This window comes from Oceanispirochaeta sp. M1 (assembly GCF_003346715.1).
In the GTDB taxonomy this organism is placed as follows: Bacteria; Spirochaetota; Spirochaetia; order DSM-2461; family DSM-2461; genus Oceanispirochaeta.
The window spans coordinates 1-695 of record NZ_QQPQ01000145.1 but is presented as its reverse complement, the minus strand read 5'-3'; the positions used below and the strand labels follow the sequence as shown (position 1 = coordinate 695).

The 695-nt window shown below is 43.0% G+C and carries 1 pseudogene; it reads left to right on the top strand.

The annotated features are described in order from the left end of the window. Positions 1-603: pseudogene (locus tag DV872_RS26770) on the top strand (hypothetical protein); the annotation flags it as partial. Between the last annotated feature and the right edge of the window lie 92 nt (positions 604-695).

The following is a 695-nucleotide window of genomic DNA, read 5'->3' as shown; positions in this document are numbered from 1 at the left end:
CTAAAAAGTCTTCCCATTTATCCTTACCCCCTAAAGTATTTTCAAAATAACAGCCGGGTTGGGTTTAACTATCATGTACAGCTCAAAGAGGATCAGCACTACTACAGTGTTCCTCATTTCCTTAAAGGGAAGAAAGTTAGAATCATTTTTGATGATCGCAATGTAGCCATTTATCACGATAATATCAGAATAGTTCAGCATTTCAGGGACAGAAGTACTTTCAAGTACACCACCCTAAAGGATCACATGCCACCGCATCATCGATTTGCAGACGACTGGAATCCGGACAAGCTGAAATGGTGGGCTGGGAATGTTGGAGAGGATACCCATCGGGCAGTCAGCCATATTCTGGAGTCAAAGCCGTATCCGGAACAGGCATATAAATCCTGTCTGGGAGTGCTCTCTCTAGCAGAAAAATGTGGCCATGATGTTCTGAATCAAGCCTGCCGCAAGTCATGGAATATGAAGCGTGTTCACTATCAGTTTATCAAGGAACAGGCGCACAGCATCAAAGAGCAATACGAAAGAGATCTGGAGGACAAACAGCTCTGCCTGCTCCCGGAAAATCATGAAAATATCAGAGGGAAACAGTACTACATATAGGAGGTTTAGTATGAATAACAATCAGGTTACTATCGATAAAATGAAGGAGATGAGACTTCATGGAATGGCCCATGCTTTCCAGACTCTACTTG